Below are 22,956 nucleotides of genomic sequence, written 5' to 3'. Positions count from 1 at the left end.
GGTACCAAGTCCTCCAGACTAACTGCATACATTAATTTTGGCTCAAATTTCTTTCTTCCCAACATTCTTTTTTCACTCTGTTTTATTTCTCCTTTCTTATCGCAATTATTCTGCCACTTCTTCTGTTCTGCAACAGACTCTTGCCGGCAGGCAGGTCAAACATCTTCCATCATCCATTACGGCTTGCCGGGTTATGTAATTAACTACTTCCAGCCGTTGATTTTCTATTTTTAATCCTATACTTTTAACAAAAAAATTATGAAAATTAAAATAATACTTGTTGCTGCCCTTCTATTTTTACTTGCCTGCCTTCCAATAAAGGATGATCAATCAGCATTATCCTGGTATAATGTCCAGAATAAAAAAGTTCAAGTTATCAGTTTGCCAAAGGAGTTAAAAGAAATTTCCGGAATGGCTTTCACTAAGGATGGAAGATTATTTGCTCATAACGATAATAAAGGAATTGTATATCAAATTGATTTTAATTCAGGGAGCATAGTAAAATCATTTTCTGTAGGTAGAAAACCTTTACGAGCCGACTTTGAAGAAATTGAAATAGTTGACAAAAAGTTTTTTCTTGTAACAAGCAATGGTTATTTAGTTGAATTTACGGAAGGGAAAAACAACAGTTATGTGGATTTCAAAAAGTATGATACCGGTTTAACTGAAAGCTATAACATTGAAGGGTTATGTTACGATCCTGAAACAAATTCATTATTGCTTGCATGCAAGGATTTTCCGGGACCTGGTTATGGTAATTACAGAACTGTGTATTCATTTTCTCTTACTTCAAATAAGCTTAATAAAAAACCACGGTTTGTTCTTCCGGTCGATTACATCACGCAAAAACTTGAGATCAATAATTTTCGTCCATCTGGTATTCGGCGTCATCCAATAAGTGGAACTTTCTTTATTATATCGGCACGGGATCAATCACTAATTGAAGTATCACGCGATGGTAAAATTATAAACCTGGCTAAGCTTATTAAACATAAGCACAATCAGCCGGAAGGAATTGCCTTCGCTCCGGATAATTCATTATTCATTAGTGACGAAGGTAAACAATTTGGACAGATTACAAAGTATAGTATGGAAAAATGATGGAGAGCATTCTATTAAAATTTCTTTTCATTTTACTTTTCGTTTCAATATTTCTAAATCTGGAATCATTCTCTCAATCCAAAGATACAATTAATACAAATCCTAAAATTGTTAATGTTACCCCCGGTCCGGAATATAATGCGGGTTGGTTGCACAAAATATTCTTTGGAGAACATTGGCGGAAGATGTGGACAACTCCTATTAAAGTTGAGGTTCTCGATTTAAATTCATTTGCTGGTGGATTAGTTCCGCTCAAAAAAGGCGGTGGCTTTCAAACCAAAACGCTTCATCTTAAGGGTAATGATGGAAGATATTATAAATTCCGCTCAATCAACAAAGATCCCAAAGCTGTGCTGCCAAAAGAGCTACAGGAATCGTTAGTTGCCAATGTGGTGCAGGATCAGATAAGTTCGGCAAACCCTTTATCGGCAGTTATAGCGGCGCCAATAATAAGTGCAGTTGGGGTTTTAAATGCTCAGCCAAAAGTAGTGGTTATGCCAGAAGATGAAAAGCTGGGAGAATTTAAAAACGAATTTGCTAATGTTCTTGGAATGATTGAGGAAAAACCAGAAGCTGATGATTCTGTAGCATTCGGTGGGGCAGAAAAAATTAAAAATACTTTTAATTTTTTTGAGGAATTGGAAAAAGATAATGATAACCAGGTTGCAGCAACGGATTATCTTAAAGCAAGATTAATGGATATGTTTCTGAGTGATTGGGATAGACACACCGGTCAATGGAATTGGGCAAGATATAAACTGGGGAATAAAAAATTATGGTATCCGATTCCAAAGGATAGAGATCAGGCATTTTCCAAATTTGATGGATTCCTTCCATGGATTGCCGAACTTGCCGTTCCTCAGTTGGAAGGATTTAGTAATAATTATCCGGAAATTGAAGATTTGACCTGGTCCGGAAGATTTCTTGACAGAAGACTACTTAGTTCAATTACAAAAGCTCAATGGGATTCTGTAACCAATTTTGTAATTTCAAAGCTGATGGATGATGTTTTGGAAAAGTCGGTTAGTTGTTTACCAGTAGAATATTTTTCAATCGCAGGTAAAGAATTAATAGAAACATTAAAAATCAGACGAGATAAACTGAAGAATGCCTCAGATGAATACTACGATCTTAATTCATCATATGTTGATATACGTGGAAGCAACAAATCAGAATTCTTAGAAGTAAATCGTGAGAATGATAATCAAGTTGAAGTTTTATTTTTCAATAGGAATAAAAAATCGGACGACAGGGAAGAAGAACCATTCTTCCATAGAATTTATAACTGCAATGAAACGGAAGAACTGCGGATCTATTTACTTGGCGGAGATGATATTGCAGTTGTAAAAGGTAAAGTTGAAAATAGCATTCTTGTACGCATCATTGGTGGGGAAGGAAAAGATAAATTGATTGATAGCTCAGAAGTGGATGGTTATTTGTTTAGCATTCTACCATTCATCTGCGTTCCTGAAAAATTAACAGTTTTTTATGATGATGGAATGAAAACCGAAATTGTAGAAGGTGCAAATACTAAAGTTATCCGCGACAAATTTCCTGAACCTAAAAATGAAACAGAAAAATATGAACCGCCGGTTAGGGATTGGGGATACGATTGGAAATTAGGTCCATATGCAAATTACAACAACAATGTTGGAATTACTTTTGGAGCAGGTCCGATTCTTTATAAGTTTGGCTTTAGAACATCACCTTATATTTTCAGAATGCAATTTCTGCTAGGCTTTGCTCCTAAGATTAAGAGTTACTTTGCCGATTACAAAGCCGACTTTTATAATTTAGTAAAAAGCTCAAAGCTTAGTATTCATCTTCGGAAATCGGAACTTACAATTACAAATTTTTATGGATTTGGAAATGAGTCACCTCGTAACGTTCTGCTTGCAAAGAAAGGTTATTATAAGCTTGAATATTTGGAATTAATTTGTCAACCATCGCTGGAGTTTGAGTTAGCCCAAAATTTTTCGCTAACGGTTGCTTATCAACTAAAATACTCGCAAGTAGTTTCCAGCGGAGATAAGTTTATAATGGCGCTTAAACCTTATGGCATAAAGGCAATAACATCTTTGGGATTAAAAGCTGAACTGCTTTTAAATAAGTGTGATAATTCAATTGTCCCCACAAAAGGATTTTGGATAAATCTAAAAAGTTCTTTTACACCCGATCTGTTTAAGAATCAAAGTAAATATGCGCGGGGAATTTTGGATTCCCGTTTTTATATTCCGGTAAATACAATTTTCAAATCTGTTTTTGCTTTCAGATTTAAAGGTGAAAAAGTTTGGGGAAATTTTCCGTTTTATGAAGCAGCATTTCTTGGCGGTTCGGAATCGGTGCGTGGATTTGACCGCCAGAGATTTGCCGGTGATGCCGAAGTTGAAGCCAACGCTGAATTGAGGATCCTTCTTACCAAATTTAATTTTGTTGTTCCAGGAGTTTTTGGAATAACAAGTTTTACTGAATCGGGAAGAGTTTTTCAATCTGGTGATGCTTCCAGGAAATGGCACACAGCATTTGGTGGTGGAGTTTGGGCTTCTTTCATTAACAGCGATTATACTTTTAGTTTATCTTATGCAAAAGCGCCAGAGGATTGGGGCGTGTATGCGGTTTATGGATTTACGTTTTAAAAAGAATCAGACTCATTATAATTTTACAAATCAATTTTAAGCCAAATATTTCTTTGGATGCTCAAAGAATTTCAATTTACCTTTTGAATTTTTTACATTGTTCCAGGAGTCAATTTCAAATTCAATACAGGCAACACTGCAAGTGGGCATATTATCAACTTTATCTATACAAAGATGATTTAGAAAATCTGTAATGCCGGGATTATGTCCAAATAGCATTACTGTTTTTATTTCATGTTTAATATCACTTATAACATCAATCAACTCTCGTGTGCTTGCCAGATAAACATCGTCATTTATAATGATTTTTTTCTTTGAATAATCTAACTCGTTTGCAATAATTTCTGCCGTGGTTAACGCCCTAACAGCGGGGCTTGTAATTATTAGATCAGGAATAATTTTTCTTTTCATTAAGAGTTTGCCAATAATCGGAGCATCGTGTTCACCTCGTTTATTCAGTGGGCGATCCTTGTCATCCAATTCACTTTCTTTCCAGCTTGATTTTGCGTGCCGAACTAATAATAATGTTTTCATTCAATCCTTTTTTTTGTTTGTTAGTCAATAATATTAATTGTGGTTTGATAGGGGGCAAAAATAATTGCAATGGCAAAAGCGAGGATGGCTAAAATCATTCCGTACATAAAAATATTGTAACAGATTCTTAGGTGTTTGTATTTTTGTCCCAGCACTTTACCAAGATAATAAAAATCTTTAATCATGCTGCCATAAAGAAAATCCCTATCGTTCATCATCGATTTCATTCCCCACTCAAAATCATCAAGTTTCATTTTAAAGAAGTTTCCAAAAAAAAGTAAGTTAACCCGTTTTTCTTTTATATCGTCTGTGGTAAATGTTCCGGAAGTAACCTTAGGTTTTGTTGCTAAAGTTGCAAAAACAATGGTTAAAAGGCTTACCGAAAGAAGCAGGAATGTTGGGATAATCAAATGTGGATTAGAATCTAATTTGCGTACAAGGATGGTAATTACCAGTGAAATTAAAATTGTGTTTACGTTTATCATAATATGAGCTTTTTCATCTGCCATACTGCTAAGACGGAGGTGATTGCTAGAAGTCAATCTGAACATTGTTTCAATGCCGCGTTCTGGTTTTTGTTGTTTTTCTTTTTTTAGTTCAAATTTTTCTTTTTGCATTTCAAATGCCGATGATTCAGTATCCTGCACAATGCTTTTCTTCCGCAATTTTTTCTGAAGCATTAAAAGATTTTCAGTACGCTGTTCCCCAAATTCATCTTTTGCTGCCTTTGTATGGAATGGATTTGCAAACATTATATCCAGACCTTTTTTAATCCATTCAAAATCAGAATATATAGTTTCATTTACTTGTTCAAATTCAAGCCTAAGAAGATTTGACCGGTTAAAGAAATTTTTCTTTCCAAAATGGCTTAGATCCGAATCGCAAACAATCTCCTCTAAAATGTCTTTTGGATTTTGCGGTATGGAGGTAGCAAGAATACAACTTTTCACCTTTTCAATTTTTTCCTTCGGAAAGTTTTGCGCCCCAAGAAATTTTTCGGCTATGCCGGCGCTTATTAGTTCGTGTCCTTCCCGCTTTTCTATGTAGCCAGTATCGTGGAACCAGCATGCAAGCAGTACAATTTCCATTTCTGAATTATTCAGCTTGTAAATTGACGCCAGTTTTTTACAAGTATCTGCAACTTCAAAAGTGTGATCAATATTATGATAAACAATTTTTTCTGACAACTTGTTTTTAAATAGCTCAGTCACAAATTCTGCGGCTTTTTTAGTAAGTGGAGTATTGCTCATTTTGGTTGCTTCTGTTTTTTTTAATCAGGTATTAAAATATTGGATTTGATTTCAAATGTAAATAGAGCTGACTAACAAATAATTTTGAAGGTAATAATGGAATTATTTAGATTTCAGTCGCTGGCAATTGATCTATGAGAGCTTGGAAGTTGGAAATATTAATAAAACTCCTTCCCTTCTAATAACTTACAAATCTTAGCAAAGTAATACAGTTTCTCACATTCATTTTTTTCAGAATTCAAAAAGAATAATCCATTATCCTAAAATAGAATTTGGGTGAAAAACAAGGATATTCTCGGAAAATCATTTTTCAATTTTTTGGTGGTTGATTCGATAATAAGAAATAAATTTTCTTATATTTGGAAGCGATTTTAATCAACCAATATTGATTTAATTAAATAAATTTTCTTAATCTGGTTGGGGGTGAAACAGTTGTTCGGAATGATTCAAATTGAAATTTAAGATGTCTTTAGTATGTGAATTAAAACCGGATAAGTCCTAAACGGCGAAGAAATGAACATTTTTAATAACTCAAAAGCTGCTCTTACCTGGATCATTATTTTAGTTGTTATTACAATAATCCTGTTGCTTCCAATAAAAATTCCATACTCAATAAAATCTCCAGGTAAAATCCTTTCTTCAAAAGAGTGGATTGTTTCCAGGGGAGCAGATGGGCGGCTTATTACAGTTTTAAAAGATAATAAATTAGGAGTAAGCAGAAACTATTCTGTTTCGCAGTTCGAACGTGGAGATGCAATTCAATTTTCGCTTAGACCAAATATAGCCAACGGTTCTGCAATAAATTTTACTGATACAGTAGCTTCCATTTATTCAAATGAAATCGAGCGACAGTTCGTTCAATTAAAGGGTGAGCTTGAAGTTGCAAAAGCATCGTTAGCTACATACGAAACCGGAGAAAAGCAATCGGTTATAAAAGAAGAAAAAGAACGTCTTGAATTCATGAAAAAACAAGCGGTAGAGCAGAAGAAAGTTTTTCAGCGTCTGGAAGCTCTCTATCAAAAGAAGTTGGTTTCTGAGGAAGAATATGAGGTTTCCAAAGGAACTTCTGAGTTGAACGAAATAAATATTTCAATTGCCGAAGCTCATCTTCAATCTGTACAAACGGGCGTAAAGAAGGAGCAGGTTGATTTTATACGGTCGCAAATCATTTCGCTGCAGAAAGAAATATCCATCCTTCAAAAAAGATTCAATGATTATATATTAATTTCTCAAATATCCGGTGTTGCTAGCAGAGCAATGGATGGTGATACGCTTTTAATTGTAGCAGATACTACTGAATATATTGTTCTTATTCCGGTTAAATGGGAGGATAGAAATTACATTGCTATCAATCAAAAAGTTTATCTAAAACCACCCGATTCCGGGATCAAGCAGGACGCAACACTCATAAGAATAGATAAATCAATTCATCAATTAAATGGCGGGCAATTATTTTTAGTTACAGCGCAGTTAAATTCCAAACTAATAGATCTTCTGCCTGGTTTGATGATACAATGTTCAATTGAATGTGACCCGGTTAGACCGATTGAATATTTAAGAAGAATGTTCAAATCGATTTTAGGTTGATGAATATGCTGCGAAGAGAATATAAATATTTGGCTCCCAAAGAAATTCTTGATGATCTGCGTTCAGAATTAGAACCTTATGTACAGCTTGATAAATATGCAAACATCCGCCCGCAAAAGGAATATACTGTAAGAAGTATTTACTACGATACCTTGAGGCTCGATTATTATCATGAAAAAATTGAAGGCTTAAAAAACAGAAAGAAGATTCGCATACGTGGTTATAATGAAATGAATTCCAGCAATATTATTTATCTGGAAATTAAGCGGAAGCTGGAAAATTATATAGACAAACACCGGTCACCGCTGCTTTATGAAAATCTTGAGGAGCTTTTTTATACCGGAGATATTGATAGGTACATAATTCTAAAAGATAGTGATGCAATAGATAATGCCAAAAGATTTTTCTTTCATATTCACAAAAACTTATTAAGACCGGTTACTCTTGTTGTATATAATCGTGAAGCATTTTTTTCTAAATTCGATTCGAACATTAGAATTACATTTGATAAGAATTTGCGGTATCACTCGTTCCCAACTTTTGCTTCCTTATATGACGAAAGTATATTGAAACCAGCAATGCCAAAGCATTTTGTTTTCGAAATAAAATTTTATAAGGGTTACTCCGAGCATATACAGGATATAATCAACCGGCTTGGATTGCTGCGTCTGGCAGTATCTAAATATCAAATTTGTATTGATGCGGATAAGCAATTTGGTTCGGCTGTAAATTCAAGAAAATTTGTATTTACCAACCCTGTTTGGAACCAACAGGTTTATCGCAAGGAAGCTGTTTAAAAATGCCGCGAGACTTTCAAAACATTTTCAATTTTTCTCTTTCATTTTCTGATGTTTTAGTAAACTTAACAGTTGCTTTAATCTGTGGTTTGATGATTGGCTTTTTTTACAAAATAACTTACCGGGGATCAGGATATACAAATTCATTTCTAAATTCTCTTATCCTATTAACAATGATTACTTCGGTTGTAATTATGGTAATTGGCAATAATCTGGCAAGAGCGTTCGGCTTGGTTGGAGCGATGTCAATAATCAGATTTAGAACGGCGGTTAAAGAGCCGTTGGACATAATGTTTATTTTCTTTTCCCTCGCAATTGGATTGGCTGCCGGAGTTGGATTATTTGCAGTAGCAATTGGTGGTACAATCTTTATTGGAATTGTGCTGATAGTTCTTACCAAAACAAGTATCATATCCTCTTCAAGAGAAGAATATCTTTTGCAGTTTTATTATGCCGGTGCCGACGAAAGTAATGATGCACCGTATCTTGCCGTACTTAAAAAATATTGTAAGAGTCATAAGTTGATAAATATAAAATCTCTTGGAAATGGAGACGGGCTTGAACTCTCGTTTTATGTTCACTTAAAACAAAAGGATGAGAATGCCGGGTTTATTAAAGAATTAAAAACCATTACCGGACTTAATCATGTTAACTTGTTTTTTGATGAAGAACATTTTTAACAAATGATACTGAAATTTCCGATTAACAATTACAGTTTGTTTATGAAATTCATAGTTAGAACAATTGCCATCGTTTCTATTTCATTTGTTTTTTTCTCTTGTTCGTCAAGTAAAGTATCAAGAGAATTTTCTATTAGTTACAATTCTTTTAACCGATTGATCAAAATTCCTCTTCCAACAAAAGAACAATTGATAAAATTTAATGCTGATATAAATTCCGAACTTATTACTGTTGATAAGGATGGAAAAAAGTTAACTGGGTATCCAACCCATAACAAAATATTTCTCGAAGAAATTATTTCACCGGTAGTTGTTCCATACATTGATACTCTTAAGAAAATGAAGCCATCTCAGATGATAAATGCTCTTGCTCTTTTTGGTCACGAAATCTTTCAAACTTATTTTGGAAAAGATTTTTATCGCTGGTCTGGTGATATTATGGATCTGGATGATCCGCAAATTGAAAGCATCAGATATAATAAAAGTTATGGACTGGATTGTTCCGGCTTTTCAGCCATGCCATATGAGTTGGCAGTTTACTTTGGATTATTAAAACCAGAACAAGCTGTTTTTTCTTCAAAAGGATTTGAGCTTTACTGCAAGTCCTCAAACGTAAAAGATATTGGAGGAAGAGAAGAAACAAGCAATAATTTTAGATTGGAGACACAGGAACTTGCAACACTTGGAAGAGAAATATCTTCTATTCCTAAAGGTGGTTCATTAAATGCTGAACAAATTAATAAACTTCAAGCCGGGGATTTGGTTGGAAGACCAGGACATTTTGGAATAGTTGTGGAAATAAACTCTCAACTTTATTATTTAGAATCAGGCGGTTCGGTTGTTCCTCCATCCGGTGGGAATCCTTATAAAGCGTCCGAAGCAATTAAAATATTTGCTGCTGGTGGTAGGTTAACAATCAGACGATGCTTGCTGGATTAAAATTAATAGATGGTTAAACATCGCTGATAGTACAATATATAAATTTACTCCTGTAACCAACTTGTATTTTATTTGTAATGCGCTTAGTTTTGTTTTCATCCTAACATTTATATAAATAGTTCAAAGGAGATAGATAAAGGATTTTATATCCCATCTTAAATGATATAACGATGAAAATTCTACCAATAACTTTTCTAATCTATTTTTTCTTCATTTACCAGGGTATACCTGGTCAGCAAAATGTTGCCGATAGTCTTGAGAAGCAAATAAATAATTTATCCGGCACAAAAAAAGTTGATTTACTAAATCAATTATCAGATATCTATCAATATATAAATACCAAACGAGCCATTGATTATGCTTATGAAGGAATTGAGCTAGCGAAACAAATAAATTATAAAAAAGGATTAGCAGCAGCCTACGGTAATGTTGGATATAGTTATGTCGGTTTAAATAATCAAAAAGCTATTGAGAATACCAAAATAGCCTTGCAAATGCGCAAAGAAATTGGGGACAAAATAGGCACAGCCAGCTCGCTTAATGTTTTGGGCATAATAAATTACTATCAGGGCGATTATTTAATTGCCGTTGAATACCATTTACAAGCACTTAAACTAAGAGAGGAATTTGGTGATAAAACCAAAATTGCAACTTCTTACAATAACATTGCACTGGTTCATATGGCACTTAAGAATTACGACGTTGCATTAGATTATTTGAACAAAGCACTCCAGGTAAGAATTGAAACTGGAAGCAAATCTGGGATTGGAATTACTAAAGACAACATTGGTGATGTTTATCGGATGATGAAGAAATATGATAAGGCAATGGAGTACTTTAATGAAGCGCTAAGGATAAATCATGAAATAGGTAATACAAAATCAGAAGCTAATTCTTTATTTAACATTGGTAGGGTGTATCATGAACTAAAAGATTACCCTAATGCATTATCTTATTATTCCAGAGCTTTGGCTTTTTATAAATTACAAGCTCAACCAAAAGGTATTGCCAATGTTGAAACAGGTATTGCCACAACTTATAAAGAAAAGGGAGACTTGAAAGCAGCAATAAAACACGCAGAAATTGCTATTGAGAATGCCCAACAAATTAAATCATTAGATAATATTTCTATTGCTGCCAATATTTTGCAAAGTAGTTATCAGCAATTGGGTAATTATAAAAAAGCATTTACATATTTAACAATGCTTAAAGCGGCTGATGATAGTCTTAAAAACGATGAGAAGATGAAAAGGTTAAACAAACTTGAGCTTGATAATAAAATTGAAAGGATGGAGAGATTACAGGAAATAGAGCTCGACAAGCAAAAATTCTTTAATCAAATTTTAAGTGTAGTTCTATTTTTCCTTGGGGTAATTGCAGTATTAATATATTGGGGATACCGTCAGAAAAAGAAAACAAATATCCAGCTCAATGAGCTGAATTCAAAATTGCAGCAACTTAATTCAACAAAGGATAAATTCTTTTCTATAATTGCACACGATCTGAAGAATCCGTTTAACTCCATTATTAATTCTTCGAAATTGATCGTTAGTGATTTTGAAAGCTTCGAGAAAAAAGAGCTTTTACAATTTTTAGAAATAATTCTTAAGTCATCTGAAGCAGCTCATAATTTATTAGAAAATCTTTTGTTGTGGGCAAGAAGTCAGACAGGAAGAATTAAGCTGGAAAAGAAAACCTTTGATATTTCCAGTTCTATATACGAATGCCTTGATCTATTAAGCCAGCAGTCAGTTTCCAAAAACATTAAAATAAATTCAACAATAAAGGAAAACACACCGGTATTTGCCGATCAATATACAACTATAACGGTAATTCGAAATTTACTTTCTAATGCAATTAAGTTTACCAACCCGGGTGGTATAATAGAAATAAACAGCCGGGATAGAGAAAAAGAAATTATTATAGAAATAAAAGACAGCGGAATGGGAATACGAAAAGAAGATCTTGAAAAATTATTTAGAATAGAAGTAAGTACAAATAGAAAGGGAACAGCGGGTGAAACAGGAACAGGATTAGGTTTGATACTATGTAAAGATTTTATAGAATCCAACGGAGGAAAGATTTGGGTAGAAAGTGAATTTATGAAAGGAAGCACATTTTGTTTTACACTTCCTAAAGAACAAAGCAACTAAAAAACTATTCATCCATCCAATTCAATACGTTATTTACAAACTGCTTTAATTTTTTCTCATCAAGTTTTCCATCTGTTCTTACACCACTGCAAATATCCACTCCAAATGGTTGAACGATTCTGATTGCTTCTTTTACATTGGATGGATTTAATCCTCCTGCAAGAAAAACCGGAACATTAACCCGTTTAACAATTTCTTTACTAATTATCCAATTGTGCACTCTTCCTGTTCCACCTAATTCTTTTATCTGCAAAGACTGGTTTCCAGAATCCAGTAACAATCCGTTTGTATTTTTAGATAACTCAATTGCTTCTTTAATAGATTCTTCACCTGTTACATGAACTACCTGAACAATTGAAATTCCCGGCAATGCTCTGCGTAGTTCTAAATGCTGTTCTGGCAAAAGTGTATCGCAAAGTTGAATTGTATTTGTTTTGCATTTTCTCTGCTGTAAAATAATATCTTCAACATTTTGCTTGCTTGTTAATAGGAAAGATGAAACTCCAGGAGGAATAATTTTGGCAATTTCTAAAATTATTTCTTCGGAGATTACACCAGGACCACTTGGCATTTCCGATACAAGACCAATAGCAGAAACTCTGTTTCGGATTGCACTTGTTGCTTCATCAATGCTGCTAATACAGCAAATTTTTATTCTTGGTGTTAATCTATAACTCATTTTTAATATTTTTTACTTCTAACTATAAGTAAAATTTTTGTTTTTAGAAATAAGTATTAAATTTGTCTTAAGTAAAAATTTGGAGTGATAATGATTAGCAAAGAACTGCTGGATATTCTTTGTTGCCCGGAGACTAAAGCTGATTTAGTTTTGGATGGCAACTTTTTAGTTTCTGTTGATAAAGCAACGAGAAGGCGATATAGAATAGAAGATGATATTCCTATCATGTTGATTGATGAATCTGAGCAGCTTGAACTGGAATCCTGGAAAGAAATAATGAAGAAACATGGGAAACCGGTTGAATAAATTATGAATTTGGAATTACGAATTACGATTTTTATTAAAGTTATATCTGTTCAACTTAGTAATCCGTAATCCGTAATTAGTAATTCGTAATTCGTAATTTGAAATTGGAAGTTACTCCTTTTCACTTATTAAAAATAAAGGTTGGTATGATTATAAAAACTTCTCCTGATGAAATCCAGAACTATCTGGTTGATGCAGCAAATGTTAAAGGATTTTGTGCTGCGGTTTACTTTCCGGAAACTGAGGAGGAGATTGTACAAATAGTTAAAGAAGCAAACGAAAAGAAAACTCATATTACAGTTGCTGGAAACGGAACTGGTTTAACCGGCGCCCGTGTACCGGAAGGTGGAATTGTTATTTCAACAGAAAAACTGAATAAGATTATTAAAATTAATGTAGAAGAAAAAACTGCTGTAGTTCAGCCAGCGGTAATATTAAAAGAATTTCAGGAAGAAGTTGAAAGCAAAAATCTATTTTATCCACCTGATCCAACAGAAAGAAACTGTTTTATCGGAGCTACGGTTGCAACAAACGCATCAGGCGCAAAAACTTTTAAGTACGGACCTACGCGGGATTATGTTCTTGAATTACGGATCGTTCTTCCGAATGGAGAATTAATTAGACTTGAGCGCGGTAAAAATATTGCTAATGAATATTTACTTGAATTAAAATGTGGATCAGGTAAAATAATCAAATTGGAAATTCCTAATTACAAAATGCCGGAGACCAAACATGCTGCTGGATATTTCTGCAACAAAAATATGGACGCAATTGATCTTTTTATTGGAAGCGAGGGGACGCTTGGAATTATTACTGAGATAAAACTTAAGCTTTTAGATTTACCTCAAAATATAATTTCGGCAGTTATCTTTTTTAAGAATGAAAATGATGCATTAAACTTTTTAACTGAAGCAAGAAAACTAAGTTATCAAACACGAAATGATAAGCTGGAAAATGAAATTGATGCGCGGGGTTTGGAATTCTTTGATCATTATACTCTGAAATTTCTAATAGAACAGTATCCGCAGATTCCCAAAGAAGCGCAGGCGGCTGTTTGGTTTGAGCAGGAATTTACTCCGGAAAATGAAGAGGCGATTTTTGGATTGTGGATGGAGTTGATCACTGAATTCAACGGCGATGAAGAAACCGCATGGATTGCTTCAAATAAAAACGATATTGAAAAGTTCAAAGATTTCCGCCACGCTGTTTCCTGGAAAGTGAGTGATTATATCAGCAGAAAAAATATTACAAAGGTTGGAACGGATATAGCCGTTCCTGATGAAAAGTTTATTGAGTTTTACAAATGGATACGGCGCGAAGTAGAAAAAACCGATCTGGATTTTGTAATCTATGGTCACTTTGGTGATTCGCATATTCACCTGAATATGCTTCCTAAAGATCAGAAGGAACACCACCTGGCAAAAACTTTTTACACATTGATATGCGAGAAAGCTATTTGCTTGCATGGAACTGTTTCTGCGGAGCACGGAATAGGAAAGTTGAAACGTGGTTATTTGCTTAAAATGTTTGGTGAAGAAAACATAAAACAAATGGCAAAGTTGAAGCTGTCACTGGATCCAAATAAAATTTTAGGAATCGGGAATATTTTTGAGGAGAGATACTTAACTACAACAGAACACGGATAACACGGATTTACACCGAGGCCTATCCGCGTTCCATTCTTTTTATATTATTATCTCAAATTTTCTGTCTTTAATTTGCGCTCATCGAATATTATTTAGTCAGCTCCGCAAAATTAACCTTATATTTTACTACAACTGGTTCTGTATAGTCGGATATATCAAAATAGATATTATTATTTGAATCAGCTGCTGAATATCGGTACTGAAATTTGGGGGAAGTGATTGTCTCTGATGGAAAAGAATGTGTTTGTTCTGACTTATTATAAAAATCTATATTCCACTTTTTTTCCTCCTCCCCAAAAACAAACACAAACAAATAATCTTTGTTCAGTAAAGTAATACCTCTTATACCGGGGATTAACAGTTCATCAATGTTTTTACCAAATGTATTCAGAAGATTTCCATCTTTTGAGAATCCGTCAATTTTGTAACGATATAAATGTGAATATAAAATATTTCCTTCGTCATCAGTTTCTAATCGTCCGCAATTACCGGAAAATAATATAGCTTTAGCAGTGTCTTTTCTTTCACAGAATGAACCTAAGAATTCTCCTGTTACTGAATAATGGTGAATAAGATTTCCTTTGTATGACATTGGAAATCCGACTAAATATATTGAACCATTTCCACCGAAAGTTATTGACGCGGGCATCATTTTAACAGGAAATCGTCCCTCAAAATTACCGTTGTTGTCCAATATTGACAATGTCCGGTTGCTCTTATCACCGAGACATATTTTGCCATCCTTTGAGACAGCGAAAGCCGGCCCGACATTCATGAACTCATTTTCATTATTTCCTTTCAGAAATTTTTTTCTCCATACTTTTTCTCCATTCGATGTAAATTTCCATAAAGCCTGGTAGCCATCATCCCAGATATATAGATAATTATTTTTATCGCAACCCATACCTCTTATATTACCAAATGTTCTCAAACTGTCTGGAGGTAATATTGTACAACTCTTTGTTTGGTTTTTTTCGTTTGAAAAAGAACCACTCAACGTATCTGGAAGTTTTGGATAGATCCATTCTGTAGAGAATATGTTTCCAGATTTGCTTGGATTGTTCTGTGGAGAAGCGATTCCAATAAAAACAAGCAATTGAACTAATAAAACTTTCATTTTCATAATGAGTCCCTGGTTTAATAATTAATAATGTTTAAGAAACTGCTAAGAGTAGAAAAAGAAGTTTTTCTAAATAATTATTTCATAATTAAAATCTTTGATCTCAACCACTGTTAAAATCTCTTTCTTGGACTTCTCAGAGAAACAATCAAATGAAAAAGATCCTTTAATTATCAACGAACCATCATTAAACGTAATCTTTGTGTCACTCATTCTTATATGAAAGCTTTTAATTTCCCAACTCATTTTCTCATCGTTATTTTCTGTCCTAAAATAAAGTCGTTCTTTTTCAAAGTCATATCCGAACTCTTCAGTAAAAGGATTATGTTTTTCATTTATTTTTCTTTTGAAAATCCTTAACTGCATATCGTACGGATTGGGTCCAGACTTCTCGTCTGATGATAAATTTTTTAAACTTAGCTCCATAGAAATCATCTGCTGCACACTATCTTCATTTCGTTCAGCTCTAATACTTACAATAATTTGACTTTCCTTCCGAATCATAATATTATTAATTGGAATATCCATCTTTTCGTCATTAAAAGTTAGACTGATTTTTCCCTTATAATTTTCCTGTGCAGGAATATAAACTATCGACACTAATAGTATGATAAATAATATTCTTCGCATTTTTACTCCTGTTTAATTTTCGAAATTTATAATTATTGATTCGTTCACATATTTTTCATAATCTGAGTATCCGTAAATCTCGTACTTTTCTCCGCTTCTTATAAAGTTTGCACTCCAGTTTTCTTTAGGTAAATCTATCCGAACACCAACATCTTTTTGAATTTGAATCCGTTTTTTAATCGGCGTCCAGCGCGGTAGATCATCAGGAATTATTTTTTTGTAATCCACAAACAGATCAGCAGTTAAAATATCCTTCTCGTAAGAGATTGGAACCAGAATGATATTATATTCCGATTTGAAAATATCTTCTCTTGTCATATAATTCTTATAAGCATTCTCTTTTTGAATATTATAGAGATGAAACGGAAAATTTAGCTTACATTGATAAATATTGGCAGGCAAATTAATTTTATCAAAGTCGTTTTTTAAACAATTAAAACTATTCATTCCTTCTTGCTTAATTCGATTCAGTAAGTCGGAAGTGGATGAGTTTTTGTTATACAGTTGTTTAAGAGAATCGATGATGATGAATTCAACACCCAGGTTAAATTCTGCTCCTTTCAACTTTGATTGGTTTGCAGAATTAACAATTTCTTTTGCAAGAACGAAATTTTCGTCTATGGTAAGTATATTTTCTGTTTTTTGTTTCTTCATAACGGAAAGAGATATTTTGAATGGAGCAAAATCTTTACCAATAAAATCGAAGCTTACTGTTTTATCGAATGGAACCTTTACCAGCTTATAGCGGATAGTTATATTAAAATCGGAATCGAGATATTCACCATCATTTCGTTTTAGCAGGTTGAATAAAGCATACTTAAAAAACAGACTAATCGAATCGGTACAATTCTGTTCCACCTGCGGGCAAATATTAAATGAAATTGCTTTCTCAACATCCAACGGACTGGTCATCGTCTCAATATCTCTTAAAGGAAATTTATTATTTACCCACTGCTGTCTGAAGAATTTTGATTCTGTTAACCCACCGATAATTTTTGGATCGAGAAAATTGAATCCACCTTCAACTAATTTTCCCTCCAGCAATTTTTCATACTCGGTACAGAGGAAATATCCCTCAACGGGTTCATCAGCATTTATATTTTTGTATAAGCTTACTTTTTGTGAATTATCGGGTGTACTTATGGAAATATTCCAACCTATTTCATATGAGGAATCCTGAGCTAAACATTGAGCTAAGAAAGCAATTGTTAGAACACACAATAATTTTTTCATTTTAATTTCCAATCAATTGCGGAATTAGAAAATCATTTTTAGTAATCCTTTCTGTTTTTAATGAGCTAAGATATTGAGCATAATCTGATCTTCGAATTTCTGATTTGGCAGTATAACTATCCGGCTTTGCAGTGGTTGTCTTCGATTTTGGGGGAACTTTCTTGACAATATTATTTATATTCTTCTGGTGGTACTCAATCTTTTCGTCCAGAGGTGCTTTTAAAGTAACCGCATTCAATTTTTGTTCAGAGGTTTTCCGGAAATCATTTTCGATAATCGCATTGTACTTTTCCAAACTTGTAAGTTTGTTTTGCAGTTCATTCTCCTTAGTCTTGTTCAATAGGAATAGAAATCCTAACAGAAAACAGGCGGCGGTGGCAAAGTAGAAGAGAGGTCTGTAAATATTTTTTTCTCTTCTTTTTTGTAAAGTTGTAGTTGGAAGTAACACCTCGTTCAATTCCGGAATAATACCCTCATAAAATTTCTTCGATTTATTTTTTAAATCCATTACTTCATAAAGTAATGTCCGGCACTCTTCGCACAAAGTTAAATGAGTAAATAATTCCTTTTGGTTTTCCTTTTCTAACTCGCTATCAAGGAAAAGAATTATTTCGTATTCATAATGTTTCATTCTTTACCTCTCTTTCAAATACTTTCTTAATTCCTGCCTGGCACGGAATATTTTGATTTTAATATTCTCCAATGATTGCTTTGTTAATTCTGCTATTTCTTTATAAGAATAACCCGCATAATCAACCAGATAAATCAGCTCGTTTTGTTCATCGGTTAATTTCATCAGGGCGTTTTTTAATGATATTCTCCAATCAAGTTGCAGCTCATAGCTCTCGTTAAAATTCTCTTCATCAATTTTAAGACTTTTAAAATCACCACTTCTTCTTCGGTTATAACAATAATTACGTGCAATAATTATAAGCCAGGTTTTGTAGGAACATTGTCCTTTAAATGATTCTTCATTTTCTGCAAATTTCACAAAAGTTTCCTGAACAGCATCACTTGCTTCATCATAATCCTTTAGGATGCTAAATGAATAGCGGTATATCTCAGTTGAGAATCTGTCAAACAATTCGGTGATGGATATCTTTTCTATATTCTGTTCCGGAAGATTTTTATTCATTCTAATAAATAGACAATTGAAGCTGGCGAAAGTTACAAAGCAATTGAAATAAATGAAAGGGCTGGATAATATCACTTATAAGAAAAGAATATATGGCAAAATGGAATTGTGGGATATTGGTTAACCATAATGTTACATTCCAATATTCCACGAAAATTTTATTTTAGAATTAAAAGCTTTTTAGTTTCAGTAAAATTAGCTGTGCGAAGTTGATAGAAATAAACACCACTTGGCAATTGATCGTTTACAATTGACCATTGACAATAGTAATTTCCCGCAGATTTATCTTCATTAACAAGTGTTGCAATTTCGTTACCAAGAAAATCAAAAACTTTTAAAGTTACAAAACCTGAAACAGGCAACTGATAACTGATGACAGTTGTTGGATTAAAAGGATTTGGGTAATTCTGAAAAAGTGTAAATGCCGATGGGACCGAATTCTTTTTGTTATTTTCAACGCTGGTAATTAGAGTGGAATCGTAGGAAATAATTCGAACAGCATCAACCACAACATAATCGCCTTGGGTTGCCGCGTTGGAGATTGTTACTTTGTCAGTTGAATCACCAGAGAAAGTAAATGTGCCAATCTTATTCCATTTTGAACCGTTAACAGTTTGATCAATCCGCACAGTATCAGATCCGTTTTTATGTTTGATTATAAATGGAGTATCCTTGCATCTGTTAGATGCGGAAACCCACCAGCCAAAAACATCATATTGGGAAGATTTGGACAAGTTGAGATTGAAGATTGAATAGTTTTCTCCATTTCCTTTTAGTGCAATCTGGGCTGGAGTTGAACCCCAATATCCTCCTATGTTAGAAACAGTCCAGCCGCTGCCGAAAAATTTACATTCAACATCACCGTTATCAATTTTTTTGTTGAAGTAGATTGGTGGAAGGAATGGAACTGAATCAGCTTTTACAACAGCAAGAATGGTAGGAACAGCGCGCTGTTCAGAAGGTGAATTAACGTATTTGTCCCCAGCTGCCAATTGAGTTGAACCGCCGCCGTCTAAATTCATTGCGTCGATGCATCCGAGGTTTAACATAATCTTAGCTAAATCCTGCAGATTAACTCCAGCACTTGCGGCTTGCCTGCCATCAACAGTAAGCATGATTACATGTTGTTCTTGTGTAATTCCAACTGCGGTTCGCGGATTTGTACTTTCTCCGTTTATTCCCGATCCCCAAAAAACTTCCTGGTCATAAGTGATATTAATACTTCCATTTTTAATTAATCTTGGTCCTCCGCCAATACCCACCAATAAATCGTAATATACCGTTCCCTTCGAAGGTGTGGGAGCAGGTGCCGGTGTTCCTTGAGCATTTGGTGATGGATTTTCAAATCTACGGATATCATTTATCTTGGCACCAAAATGATAAATCCAATCGATTGACATTTCGCGTGTTTCAGTTATTCCAAATAAACTTCTTGTTATTGGATAAGATTTACCATCTCTTGTAACACTTGCAATATTTTTTGCCAGAACCTGCGCCAGATCGATAACTGCCGAATAGGATACTCCGCTTCCGAAATAGCCGCCATTAATTCCGGCAATTGCTCCAACCCGTTTTACAAATGAAGGAACAATTTCTCCGCTTGCTGATGGAGATAAGTAAGACCGGATAGCAACATTTTTACTTCGCATATCAACATCAAGGTAATTTATTTTAAGTAGAGATGGTGTTTGTTGTTCTCCCTTATAAAGTTTTACTCCATCCGGAAGATTGTAGGTACTGGTTAATTCTGTCCAGGTTATTGGTTGTGGGAAGGTGGAAATCGTGAATAGAAAAAGTAATAGAGTTATTTTTTTCATCTTAATACAATTTATTACTTAATTAATTTTGTTCTGGAAGACATAGTTTGTTCAACTGTCACAATCGATTTAGAGATTAACAATAAAACGATTTTTCAATTTAATAATTTCTTGTGTGCTGAATATTTTTACTCGACAAAATATAAATAGTTTGGCAGTTTAATTTTAATTCCAGCGTTGCCGCCTTCAAGATCGCTTTGCTGATCTCCAACGCAACCAATTATATTGTAACCCAAATTTGCTATAACCAATCGTTCAATACTTTTATAATCTGAAGCGGGGGAATTTAATTGACCCTCCGATCTTACAATTAGTGTGTCAAAATCATTATAACCTGCGTTCTTCAGGTTTTTATATGTTCCCTCATAATTTTTGTAGTTCCTTCCGCTAAGAAAAATAATTTTGATTCTACGGCTTATTAAAAAATCGTATAGCATTTTAATTTCCGGAATTACAGGTGCGTTAGAGTCGACCATATATTTATCCCAGGCGGAAGAAACATTCCCGAAATCCATACTTTTCATAAATTCATAGTTGGAAATTGCAGTATCATCAACATCAAAAATTACAACAGAGTTTTTTTGTACTTCTACATTTTTGAAGTCCACGATTGCATTCAAAACAATCTTATTCAATTCAGCATTGTATTCACCGGTTTCATAATATTTTTTAATCATCTTTTTTGAATCCGCAAGATTTAAAAGTGAAGAAGAGCATCCAATATAGGCTGGCAGCAGAACACCTAAAATAATAGCTTTTGAAATTGATTTAATTGTTTTCATAATTCAATTCTTTATCCATCGTAAATATTTTGATAAGAAATGTATTCAATTTTCAATTATATACAAACAAAGAATGTGAAAATAAATTTGTAACTTTTAACACAGTTCCCCGTCTACGTTGTAATTGAAAAATAATGTATAAGATAAAAGAAGAAAATATTTCACTTACAGACCATTTTAAACTTTATGCGGAAGATATTTTAAGATACTCATTCAGCATTTTAAGGAATTCATATGACGCCCAGGATGCAGTTCAGGAAGTTTTTCTAAAATATACTGAGAATAAAAATACTTTCAGAGAAGACTGCAGTTTAAAAACCTGGTTGTTTACTTTAACAAGAAACTATTGTTACGACAGGTTAAGAAGCAGAAAACATTCTGCTGAAAAATTAGATGACAATTTATTTGAAGCGATAAATAATCCCGATTACGATAACCTGATTTCACTGAAAGATGCGATGAAGATGTTAACAGATGAACAAAATGAAATTATTTACCTGCGCGATTACGAAGGTAACTCTTACAAGCAAATTGCTGAAATAACAGGGCAATCAGTTGAGAATGTTAAGGTTAAACTATTCAGAGCGAAACAACGATTAAGAAAATTATTTAATGAATGAAGGCAAACCATGCATGATTATGAAGAAAAAATCTTTCGGCTTGTTGAAGGCGATTTAAATGAAAAAGAACGAGAGATGCTCAATCAACATATAGAAAGCTGTGCCGAATGCAAAATTTTTCTATCAGAATACACCGGGCTGAAACGGAAAACCCGGAATCTTTATGCTAATGTTAAATTACAGGGAATAGATATACACCATCCTTACAGAAACAAAAAGGCTAATTATTTCAGGAAAGGGTTGATATATCTTGCAGCTGCTGCTGCTGTAATAATCGGCTTTGTAATATCATCTGACAAGATAAAAGAAAATCCAACTGTTAATTCCTTGTTGAAAGATAAAACCAATCCGACATCCGTAGTTAGCAAAACTAATTATGTTAAAGATGGTGATTGGAATTTAGAGGTATCGAACTTAAACAGGAGATTAAATTTGTTGATAAAAGAGATAGAAGAAAAGCCACTCTGAACTATTTGAGAACTTAATTCACCCGGATAATAAATGCCCACAGAAATAAAAATTATTTATAAGGAACGAGTATTATGATACTAAAATTCTTCATCCCGTTAATTTTATTATTTACCTCTTCAGCTGCTTTAGAAGCTCAAAAGGGGAAGCTATTTGGTAGGGTAATAGACGCTGGAACAAGTAATCCGTTACTTGCTGCAAGCATCTTTTTATCAGAAACTCAGCTTGGTGCAGCTTCAATCCAAAATGGAGAATATATTATTACAAATATTCCTGAAGGGATTTATAAAGTAGAATGTAGCTTGGAAGGTTATAAACCAACCATTATTGAAAATGTAAAAATTTCTTCGGGATCAATTACAAAATTAGATATTCAACTTAAGTATGAGGGAAAAAATGTTTGGCTCCCGGATGATTTAGAAGCAAAATTGTTAAAAGACCTTCCTGCAGAGGTCAAACAAAACTTAATAGAAGTGAAAAAATTAGATTTGAATAAATATTATACACTTCTTCACCAAACTTCACTTAGTTACACAAGCAGAAGTGGTTTTATTTATAACCAGAAAACTGAAAGCCGAACTGAAAAAATTTTATCACTTGATTTACAAGCTGAATTATTAGGATTGCAATATAAAAAAGTTGATAAATCTGAACAGAAGGAAATTCGACAAAAGGTAGAATCTATTCTTAGAGATTTATTTAATTTACGTGAAGTACAACGAAAAGAAGAATTAAAGACTTTAGAAACCAAAATAGAAAAATTAAAAAATTACACTCTTGAGTTTAGTAATAACAAGGAAGAAATTATTAAAAAGAGAATTAACGAATTGCTTAAATAAAAAT

Annotated in this window: 23 protein-coding genes; 13 read left to right on the top strand and 10 right to left on the bottom strand. The window is 33.6% G+C overall.

From position 1 onward, the window contains the following. From NTX22_11670 to NTX22_11660, 3 genes are all read left to right on the top strand, one after another. Positions 1-234 (top strand): hypothetical protein (locus NTX22_11670; protein MCX6151176.1); only part of this gene is annotated, 234 nt, incomplete at its 5' end. 24 nt (positions 235-258) lie between these two features. Continuing rightward, positions 259-1,101: an SdiA-regulated domain-containing protein gene (locus tag NTX22_11665; protein MCX6151175.1), complete on the top strand. Its 843-nt coding sequence runs from the start codon at positions 259-261 to the stop codon at positions 1,099-1,101. Beyond that, complete coding sequence (locus NTX22_11660; GenBank protein MCX6151174.1) at positions 1,101-3,737, top strand: BamA/TamA family outer membrane protein; 2,637 nt, start codon at positions 1,101-1,103, stop codon at positions 3,735-3,737. Before NTX22_11665 ends, NTX22_11660 begins: the two co-directional genes overlap by 1 nt. 36 nt (positions 3,738-3,773) lie before the next feature. On the opposite strand, the gene NTX22_11655 is transcribed toward NTX22_11660, so the two are convergent. Further along, complete coding sequence (locus NTX22_11655; GenBank protein MCX6151173.1) at positions 3,774-4,271, bottom strand: histidine phosphatase family protein; 498 nt, start codon at positions 4,269-4,271, stop codon at positions 3,774-3,776. Positions 4,272-4,291: 20 nt separating this feature from the next. Next, positions 4,292-5,521, bottom strand: a complete 1,230-nt coding sequence (locus NTX22_11650; protein MCX6151172.1) for a DUF5706 domain-containing protein — start codon at positions 5,519-5,521, stop codon at positions 4,292-4,294. Between the two features lie 513 nt (positions 5,522-6,034). Between NTX22_11650 and NTX22_11645 the strand changes: the two genes are divergently transcribed. The 5 genes from NTX22_11645 to NTX22_11625 all read left to right on the top strand — a co-directional run bounded on the left by NTX22_11645 (position 6,035) and on the right by NTX22_11625 (position 11,677). After that, the gene (locus tag NTX22_11645; GenBank protein MCX6151171.1) at positions 6,035-7,108 is read left to right on the top strand and encodes an HlyD family secretion protein; all 1,074 of its coding nucleotides are present in this window, start codon (positions 6,035-6,037) and stop codon (positions 7,106-7,108) included. Positions 7,109-7,113: 5 nt separating this feature from the next. Continuing rightward, positions 7,114-7,905, top strand: a complete 792-nt coding sequence (locus tag NTX22_11640; protein ID MCX6151170.1) for a polyphosphate polymerase domain-containing protein — start codon at positions 7,114-7,116, stop codon at positions 7,903-7,905. Between the two features lie 2 nt (positions 7,906-7,907). Next, a complete protein-coding gene (locus NTX22_11635; GenBank protein MCX6151169.1) occupies positions 7,908-8,585 on the top strand; it encodes a DUF4956 domain-containing protein in 678 nt (225 codons plus the stop codon). Positions 8,586-8,627: 42 nt separating this feature from the next. After that, positions 8,628-9,524, top strand: coding sequence for a hypothetical protein (locus NTX22_11630; protein ID MCX6151168.1), 897 nt, complete (start codon positions 8,628-8,630; stop codon positions 9,522-9,524). Between the two features lie 170 nt (positions 9,525-9,694). Further along, positions 9,695-11,677, top strand: a complete 1,983-nt coding sequence (locus NTX22_11625; GenBank protein ID MCX6151167.1) for a tetratricopeptide repeat-containing sensor histidine kinase — start codon at positions 9,695-9,697, stop codon at positions 11,675-11,677. Positions 11,678-11,681: 4 nt separating this feature from the next. Here the strand turns inward: NTX22_11625 and NTX22_11620 are convergent, their stop codons facing one another. Next, the gene (locus NTX22_11620; protein MCX6151166.1) at positions 11,682-12,356 is read right to left on the bottom strand and encodes a phosphoribosylanthranilate isomerase; all 675 of its coding nucleotides are present in this window, start codon (positions 12,354-12,356) and stop codon (positions 11,682-11,684) included. A gap of 90 nt (positions 12,357-12,446) precedes the next feature. On the opposite strand from NTX22_11620, the gene NTX22_11615 reads away from it, so the two are divergent. Then, positions 12,447-12,662: a hypothetical protein gene (locus tag NTX22_11615; protein MCX6151165.1), complete on the top strand. Its 216-nt coding sequence runs from the start codon at positions 12,447-12,449 to the stop codon at positions 12,660-12,662. Between the two features lie 146 nt (positions 12,663-12,808). Then, on the top strand, positions 12,809-14,308 hold the full coding sequence (locus NTX22_11610) for an FAD-binding oxidoreductase (protein MCX6151164.1): 1,500 nt from the start codon (positions 12,809-12,811) through the stop codon (positions 14,306-14,308). A gap of 88 nt (positions 14,309-14,396) precedes the next feature. On the opposite strand, the gene NTX22_11605 is transcribed toward NTX22_11610, so the two are convergent. The 7 genes from NTX22_11605 to NTX22_11575 all read right to left on the bottom strand — a co-directional run bounded on the left by NTX22_11605 (position 14,397) and on the right by NTX22_11575 (position 21,025). Beyond that, positions 14,397-15,431, bottom strand: coding sequence for a hypothetical protein (locus NTX22_11605; GenBank protein ID MCX6151163.1), 1,035 nt, complete (start codon positions 15,429-15,431; stop codon positions 14,397-14,399). A 66-nt stretch (positions 15,432-15,497) separates the two neighbouring features. After that, positions 15,498-16,058: a hypothetical protein gene (locus tag NTX22_11600; GenBank protein MCX6151162.1), complete on the bottom strand. Its 561-nt coding sequence runs from the start codon at positions 16,056-16,058 to the stop codon at positions 15,498-15,500. A gap of 12 nt (positions 16,059-16,070) precedes the next feature. Next, entirely contained in the window at positions 16,071-17,291 is a 1,221-nt protein-coding gene (locus NTX22_11595) for a hypothetical protein (protein MCX6151161.1), read from the bottom strand. Position 17,292: 1 nt separating this feature from the next. Continuing rightward, a complete protein-coding gene (locus NTX22_11590; protein ID MCX6151160.1) occupies positions 17,293-17,922 on the bottom strand; it encodes a hypothetical protein in 630 nt (209 codons plus the stop codon). A gap of 3 nt (positions 17,923-17,925) precedes the next feature. After that, complete coding sequence (locus NTX22_11585) at positions 17,926-18,426, bottom strand: RNA polymerase sigma factor (GenBank protein MCX6151159.1); 501 nt, start codon at positions 18,424-18,426, stop codon at positions 17,926-17,928. A gap of 158 nt (positions 18,427-18,584) precedes the next feature. After that, positions 18,585-20,243 carry a phosphodiester glycosidase family protein gene (locus NTX22_11580; protein ID MCX6151158.1) on the bottom strand — a complete coding sequence of 553 codons (1,659 nt, stop codon included), beginning with the start codon at positions 20,241-20,243 and terminating at the stop codon, positions 18,585-18,587. Positions 20,244-20,371: 128 nt separating this feature from the next. Beyond that, entirely contained in the window at positions 20,372-21,025 is a 654-nt protein-coding gene (locus NTX22_11575; GenBank protein ID MCX6151157.1) for a hypothetical protein, read from the bottom strand. Positions 21,026-21,159: 134 nt separating this feature from the next. On the opposite strand from NTX22_11575, the gene NTX22_11570 reads away from it, so the two are divergent. The 3 genes from NTX22_11570 to NTX22_11560 all read left to right on the top strand — a co-directional run bounded on the left by NTX22_11570 (position 21,160) and on the right by NTX22_11560 (position 22,952). Further along, on the top strand, positions 21,160-21,645 hold the full coding sequence (locus NTX22_11570) for an RNA polymerase sigma factor (protein ID MCX6151156.1): 486 nt from the start codon (positions 21,160-21,162) through the stop codon (positions 21,643-21,645). Between the two features lie 9 nt (positions 21,646-21,654). After that, positions 21,655-22,113 carry a zf-HC2 domain-containing protein gene (locus tag NTX22_11565; protein ID MCX6151155.1) on the top strand — a complete coding sequence of 153 codons (459 nt, stop codon included), beginning with the start codon at positions 21,655-21,657 and terminating at the stop codon, positions 22,111-22,113. A gap of 74 nt (positions 22,114-22,187) precedes the next feature. After that, positions 22,188-22,952, top strand: coding sequence for a carboxypeptidase-like regulatory domain-containing protein (locus NTX22_11560; protein MCX6151154.1), 765 nt, complete (start codon positions 22,188-22,190; stop codon positions 22,950-22,952). Positions 22,953-22,956 lie beyond the last annotated feature (4 nt).

This window comes from Ignavibacteriales bacterium, assembly GCA_026390815.1.
GTDB lineage: Bacteria > Bacteroidota > Ignavibacteria > Ignavibacteriales > SURF-24 > JAPLFH01.
Note: the sequence above shows the minus strand (reverse complement) of the source record. Positions and strands in the feature narration are given on the sequence as shown.